We start from the raw sequence: 7,711 nt of genomic DNA on the forward strand, positions 1-7,711 counted from the left end.
TTATATGACTGAACGGGAAAAGATGAACATGCTCAGTAAACAGGTGGATAAGGATGAACTGATGCGTTTCACCAGGGAACAGGTCAATAACCTGTAGGTTATGCTATGTATTGCGGGATCTAATTAACAAATATGCATATCAATAAAGGCCTTATTAATTTACAGGAGCAGGTTTATGTATTGTATCTTAATTCAGCAAATGAAGTAATTAGCTGAAGGTCTTTGAACACCGGCACGACTTGTGAAACTCTATTTGATATTAGATTGGCCCTATCATGCGCCTTGGGATGCCTGGCCATAAAGATGGTAATCGCCCATAACCATCCTTCAAATCGGCTGGCTCCCTCACTTAATGATATTAAGATAACCGAAAAATTAAAGTCCGCGGCCGAAACTATGGATATAAAGCTTGAGGATCACCTTATAGTGACCAAATACGGATATTATTCTTTCAGAGATTGCCAGTTGATAAAATAACAATTAATTATTAGCTATCCTCTCGCTAATGAATTTGGCGTGAAGAGTATTTCGATCACTATGGTTGCCTATACTTAAAGGAATCAATTACGATTTATGCTTTCTTTACGAGTTCCTCAGAGGCAGGATTGCAATACTCTTTTATTTTTCTTTGATGTTGCTTAGCCAAGTTTGACATTGTCCGATCATAACTGTAATCAGAATACCAGGCAGTCCAACAAAGATCTTTTAATTGATTATATTCAATCGCTATTTCCGGACAATTATTTTCAACAGCCTCAAGTAATAGCTCGTGTTTGTTTAATTGCTTGTATCATTGTAACTGCAATAGTTATCAAAATCTTCATGCACATGAGTATCGCCATTTTCCTTTGTAATCTTCATTGGAAACAACTTGTATCTAACGAAGTACAATGAAGAATAAAAGGCAACAGTTATAACCCAATCTAAATGGTCCGGAGACTTATCAAGATACTTCAAGGTCTTATCATTGTGAAGAGCATGATTTAGACTTTTAGTCGACTTTTTTCCCATATTCAAACATGTAGCCATCCGAGTATATGCACTCAAAATTTACACTCTTTGAATTCGGCATAAACCTAAAACTAATGTGAAACTCCTTGTCGTTAAATTCTGATTTTATAAGATGCGACTTTATAAATATATCGGAAAATTTGGGGGATATGTAATCGTTTGAAGAAACTATAAATAAAACCTCATAATTCTCGAAGTTATCTGGTCGTAAAAAAGCCTTTTGTATATCAACACTGTAATCATTGATAGCAGTATTGAAAATTGCTTCGGACAAGACTGCTGCTTTATTTAGATTTTTTTTGAACTTATCAGTAAATTCTTGTTCTTGTTTCTTTTGTTGATGTTTTTCCCCACGTTGAAACGCACTCCACATATCATCTGAACTAAATGTGTTTTTTTCCCATTTTTCAGGTGTAGCAATTTGTGGTGAGGTCTTTAGGGTAATTGCGGTCATTTTATAATCTTACTGTCAATAAGCGTTATAGCGCAACTATAGAACTAATTCTGACATTTTCCCCACACGAGGTGAAATAATTCTACAAATATCTAACGTTTGATGCAATTATGTGAAATAAGTTACACATTTTTATCGCCATGGTTAATATTTTATATTTTAAATGCTATATATTGAAACAGTCTAACGCAGTCATTGTGTCTTATCCATTATTCAATATAGTTTACAAAGTTCAGAAATTGATGATATTTATAAGTCACTCTTGAGCAATTTGTTGTCCTATATATTAGTCATTTAATTAAGCCCACACAAAACAACAACAAAATCGACAACAAAAAAATTAAAAAGCCCTTTAAATTAGATTTAAAGGGCTTTTTAGTGGTCCCGACGAGAATCGAACTCCATCGGTCCAATATGCTTTAAAGGCAGATTTTGTCTATTTTTGCTTCAAAAACTCACCCAGGTATCATAAGCTCCGGCTGTAAATGTTTTATTCAAATTTAAGGATTATTTTTTATAACTGACTTTATTGTATTATCATTTTATCCGATTTCCTATACTTACAGAAACTTGTATGATAGAATACACGCTATATTTAATAATCTAAATTTTTAAGTCCATCAAAGGGATGACTAATAGAATCGTGGATGCCAGAAGGATATTTTCATTTTTCAAATATTCTTTAAAACTTTTAAATACTACTGATAGTAATTGCTCCTTTCTATAGGATATGTCAAACACATCAAATAGCTATTTTATATAGATAAATCCATATAATGAATCTAATTCAGATATTGACTTTGCGGTAAACTCACAAACCTCTTCAGTATTATCCAACCCTGTATCAGCTAAAATCTCACCGGAAATATCATTTATTAATTCATAATCTAAGTTGCTGGGAACTGTAGATAGGTAACATTTTATAAGTATGGTTTGATTTTGTTTTATACCAACCGCAATAGCTCTGAAGTTTGGGGAAATGTTACCTTCCACGGCGCGTTTTCCTGACTCAATTAATAATTCTTTTAAATCTATGTCATTCATAATTTTATGGCCTTGCTGGCACAATGTGAGCACCTGTTTTACTTGTTATAATTATTCCTTTTGTTGTAGCCTGTGGAATTTTGGTAACCGGATCGATGTAATAACCTATACCTTCCCCAAAATCAACTCTTGTTTTCACATCATCTATTCTTTGAATCGATCTTACATTTCCTGAATGATAATTATCCAATAAAGTTTGAGCCTCACTCGTTAAGATACTTTTACCCTCGATATAGTTATTGTGCCCTTCAATATGTTTACCTTGCTTGGCAATATTAATATAAGGTTTTTCTTCACTATTATTGGAAGTATTTTCTGTCTGGCCTGGTTCAGATGAGGGCTCAGAAAACTGCTCTGGAATTGGCTCTTCAAATCCACCACCAAGCCCCATTATAACAGCCGCCCAAGTTGATGCAGTTTGGGTATTCTTTGTAAAATCTCTATTTGACCAAGGCCACTCCCTAACACTAGCTTTATTTCTGCTAACACGCTCTATTGTGGCTTTAACCTTAGCAACATGATCTTGTTTTATTACGCAACATTCAGAATTTTTATCCTTAGAAGCTTTTTGGTTAGATTGTTGCCTCAGATCTCTAAACAAATCTTGAGCGTCCGTACCGTAAATAACATCCATACCATCCGGATCAATATTCCTGATTGGATTATTTTCTACATAATTATACGGCGACCAGCGGCGGGAAATTTCGGCAAGTGGATCAACGCTAGTCCACCTCGCAAGCACCGGATCATAGAACCTTGCGCCGTAATCGTACCATTTCAGCCCATCTTGGAACTCCTTTTTATTGTAAAGATACTCATTCTTATCTCCGTTCCGAAGGCGAATATTATCCATTCCGAATGGGTAATAATCATCTACTTGTTTTGCAGTGGCGGTCGGACCAAAACTGTCAAAGCTTACCCGGCTGTTGCCCAGATGATCACTTATAGTATATTCATAATTATAGGTTGCGCCGTTAGGTAGCGCCCTGCCTTCTTCCGTCTGGATAAAACTAATTGTAGGATTGCCGGCCGGACCTTCATACTGTATCCCATCAATGTAATCCGTTTCAATACCGTTTGCAATTCTGGCCAGCTTTTTCCCTCCGGCATCATAAATATAGCTCGTATTGAGCCCGGTGATCGTCTGGGGAAGATTCAGCAGGTTGTAACTGATCGAAGTTATCCCCTTGCTGTCATCTGCTGTCAGGTTGCCATTGCCGTCATACCGGTAATTCGTTGTGCCAGGCTTCTGCCCGATAATATTGTCGGAAATATCCACTACGCTTTGCAATTGATTCGTATTTGGAATGTAGTTATACGTTAAGGAGTCCGCTATCAGCTGTTTGGCGTAACGGTTCAGCGCAGTGATATTACCCATCGCGTCGTATTTGATTCCCTGTTCATTATCGCCTTCGGTTGACAAACCAGATTTCAGCCGGTTCAACTGGTCATATTGATAACTGTAACCTTTCACCGCCCCCCCGGAGACGTTCCACAACTGATTAGATATGTTGCCGTTATACTGCGGTAGGCTACCGTCATTATAATACAAGACCTCATTGAACAGATCAGAGCGGATAGAGTTTAACCAGCCCCTTTCGTTATAGGTATAAACGACATACTGCTTAAAATGCGTACTGTCGGCATAGGTAGCGTGCAGGTGTTTGATCAGCAGCTGACCGATCTCGTTATACTCTGCCTGGTTCACCAGCGTCCAGTCACTGTCTTTCGGTGTATTGTCTTGATTAGTAATCTGTTCCCAGTTCTTGATTTTCCTGCCTGTATGATCATAGATATATTTATTGTTGATCGTAAACATCGGTCCTGATGAAAACACTGAAGCACGCATGCGACTGGTAGAGGTTACCTGATCATTGAAATTATAATCCGTCAATTTACTAAAGGCGTATTGATTAGCGTTACCACCCAGGTAACAGAATTGATCATCACGAATATCCCTTCCAAATTCGTCATAAAAATACACACTGAACAGATAAGCGGGAGCCTGATCAGCAATAGTATTGAGTATCGCTGTTCTGTTACCTGTCAGTAATCCTTTGGTCATGGGGCTTATAATACCGGTAGCCTTCGCACTCATCCTACTGGCCACCTTATTACTGGGCGAACTCGCTGGAATATGTTCATACCCGTCATAGTAGTTTATGTTTAATACCTCATTGAGGGTGGGGTAGCTATTTAATACATACCCCGTTTGATTTGTCTGCGTATCATTATTCAAGTCCACGTTATCCCACTGATCACCAGTATAGATGCTGTTTTGCAGAGTAGCTAAAGCAATAGTGGATCCTGCATTCCAAAGTCCGGTTACGATCACCCGTCCGTGCAGGTCATATTTGGTTACTTTCCACTGGTTGCCAGCCCTTTGCAAACTGTCCTGGGTCAGTACGGGCTGATTCAGTTTGTTATACACTGTAAACTCCCAGCCCTTGCCCGGTACTTTTTTCTGGGTCAGCCTGTTCCGCTCATCATAACGGTAGATGTAACCCAGGCTACTTGTATATTGCGGTATGCCTACCGCGTCCGGATTTGTTCCCGGAGGCAAAACATAAGCCAAATCCCCAAAATCATCATAGACATAATAGGTCGACAAGACATCGAGTTTGGCCGGGATCGTAGGATTAATTCTGGCGGGTGCATAATTGAATTGTCGTTTCAGCACCACATGTCCTTTCAGATCTTTATACTCCTCCGTGGTGCCCCCTCTGCCGCCTTTCCAGTTCTCATCTTTCGTGACGGTTACATACAATTGTCCTTCTTTATAATAACTGCCGTCGCTGTTTCCCTGCGTGAGTGTCCTGCTGCCGTTAGCATTCACCGTGGCAACATATAGCCTTACTGACCGGGTATTAGCCGTATCCGAAACATCATACAAATTGTTGGTTAGATATTCGGTTTTGACCGTGTGCCCCGAATTGTTACCTGCTGTCGGCTGCCAGGTAGCTCCCGGTGCTCCCTGTTCAGTTATCCTGTTCAGTGGCGAGGATTCAAATACGGTCTGACTGTAAGGATAAGGATTAAAACCTACTCCCTGCGGAGGAGTGACATAGAATTGCGCTACGCCTAAACCTGCTAATGCGGCTTCCGGCCTGTACCGGCCATTGCTGCTGCCTGTAGTTTCTGCATAAGGCAGATACTTTTGTACCTCCCTGCCAAATGGATCATAGACCACCGGCTGGATCACATCGTGTCGTCCCGCGCTTCCTTTCACCTCTACCGTTTGCAGGGGTCTACCCAGTCCATCAAAATATTGGATGCTCTGGTTAACTTCACCAACTTTCATGGCTGCCAATTGTGCCTGTCCGCTGATCGAGCTCACCGGTATGCGCAGCGTACTGGTCATTACGTAGTTCATAGTTGAGCTCGGCCTGGTGTTCATCACTTCGTTGTCTCCGCTGCCATCCGGAGGTAATACCGTTACTTTTACGGAATTGGAAAATACGCCGACATGGTTACTTATAGCTGTTCTCCGGTAATAGGCAGTAATGCCCACGTGCTTAGGCTGATATTCGATATCCGTTGCCTCGCTGATATCCGTCCAGGTGCTGTTATCTGTAGAGATCTGCCACTGGTAGGTGATCGTCCCGTTGCCTCCGGACCCTGGTGTTACGCTTTTTAGGGTGTCGGCATCTGTTCCGGAGCCAATCGTCTGGTCTGCCGTGGTGATACTACCCGGTAGCAGCTGAGGGTAAACCTTCACCTCTACGGAATTGGTAAAAACGGGAGCGCCGCCGTTACTTTTTGCCGATCTGCGGAAATAAAGATTTTGAAAGACGCCATGTGGCTGATAGTCTAGACCCGTCGCCCCGCTGATGTCTGTCCAGGTGCTGTTATCCGTAGAGATCTGCCATAAATAAGTGATGTTCCCGCTTCCCCCGGTGGCCGGTGAGGTGCTCTTGAGTGTATCCGCATCTGCGCCATAATTGACAGTCTGCACGGTGGTCGTGATACTTCCCGGCAGTGGCAGATCAGCCGCGACCTCTCCCAGGTGCGTATGTTTTGCTGCATGACTTTGCATCACCAGCAGCAGGCCGCTGATCATCATCAGCAAGAATCGTTTAATTGCTGACGTGTATTCCCGGTTACCGCGGAATATATATAAGTGAAAATTCATGGTGTGATAATGGTTAAGGTCAACGCTTTTATTGTTGTCCCTGGTAATGGTAATCCATATGTTTGGTGATATGCCCGTCTTTATCCCGGATGTTGATCAGGCGTTGAAATTCATCGTATTCATAACTTGTCGTTTCGCCCTTCGGATCCGTTGTACTGCTCATACCTATCAAAGGAAGATAAGTGTAAGTAGTCACCAGTGCGTTCTTTAATCCATCCGCAGTCCTCAGTTTATTAAGCTCTATCTGTAACTGCGTTTGCGTTGTGTTTGGATTATTGAGCAAATTGATATCGACATATTGTTTAGCTGTATTATAATCTGCACCTACTACTTTAGCGATGGGGTATTGATTATTATAACCCCAGAAATAAGCCTCCGGCGGACTATCTGCTAAATGCCTGGATAAAAGCACCCCACTGGTTTCATCATATTCAAAATAAGCGGCGGGTTTATAATTAGTGTCTATTATGGCAGTATTCTCCGAGGTAAGGGCTACCGGAATAAGGTTAGGTGGTGGTACCGTAGCCTCCAATTGATAAACCATATTGGGTCGGAAATAACTATTATTGTGTTTCTGGTAACTGGTGTAAATCGCGGAAACCGCGCCGGTGACCGAGTTTGTTATTCCGTTTCGTACAACGACTGAGCGTTGTTCTATTACAGGTGTTACTATATTGTAATTTACCATTTGTTCAGCAAAAGAATTTCCACCTCTTGATATATAATCAATTGGCCTTGAATAATGAGTTATCAATGAACTCCCATCACTTTGCCATACCGAAACCTGGCTTAGTTCCCTGTCAACAGAATTATTGTAGTCATATCCGGAGACAGTAGTAACCCCCTTGCCTTCGTTAAAGATGGTTTCATCTTTTTGGCGATTTACCGTCCAGTAAGACTGGATGTTGTAAGCCTTCGGGTAATAATTGTAGTCATTATAACCGTTCGCAGGGCCTAATGTCGAGTAATTATAGAAGAGTGTTATTCCTCCTACGAAATCATTCTGCTGAACGGTATAATGGTTAATTTCCTGTTTCGCCAGGACGTTTTGAGCCGTATAAGTCTTTACT

General features: G+C 41.0%; 5 protein-coding genes. 1 reads left to right on the forward strand and 4 read right to left on the reverse strand.

What is annotated here, in order from left to right:
- Positions 1–222 precede the first annotated feature (222 nt).
- Entirely contained in the window at positions 223–477 is a 255-nt protein-coding gene (locus AAGC65_RS26230) for a JAB domain-containing protein (protein ID WP_407940708.1), read from the forward strand.
- A gap of 514 nt (positions 478–991) precedes the next feature.
- Here AAGC65_RS26230 and AAGC65_RS23495 read toward each other — a convergent pair.
- The 4 genes from AAGC65_RS23495 to AAGC65_RS23510 form a co-directional block, all read right to left on the reverse strand.
- On the reverse strand, positions 992–1,465 hold the full coding sequence (locus AAGC65_RS23495; protein ID WP_343114908.1) for a hypothetical protein: 474 nt from the start codon (positions 1,463–1,465) through the stop codon (positions 992–994).
- Positions 1,466–2,215: 750 nt separating this feature from the next.
- Positions 2,216–2,509 carry a hypothetical protein gene (locus AAGC65_RS23500; protein WP_343114909.1) on the reverse strand — a complete coding sequence of 98 codons (294 nt, stop codon included), beginning with the start codon at positions 2,507–2,509 and terminating at the stop codon, positions 2,216–2,218.
- Between the two features lie 4 nt (positions 2,510–2,513).
- Entirely contained in the window at positions 2,514–6,641 is a 4,128-nt protein-coding gene (locus AAGC65_RS23505) for a DUF6443 domain-containing protein (protein ID WP_343114910.1), read from the reverse strand.
- Positions 6,642–6,669: 28 nt separating this feature from the next.
- A partial coding sequence (locus AAGC65_RS23510; RefSeq protein WP_343114911.1) for an RHS repeat domain-containing protein occupies positions 6,670–7,711 on the reverse strand: 1,042 nt, incomplete at its 5' end.

This window comes from Mucilaginibacter sp. (assembly GCF_039207105.1).
Taxonomy (GTDB): domain Bacteria; phylum Bacteroidota; class Bacteroidia; order Sphingobacteriales; family Sphingobacteriaceae; genus Mucilaginibacter.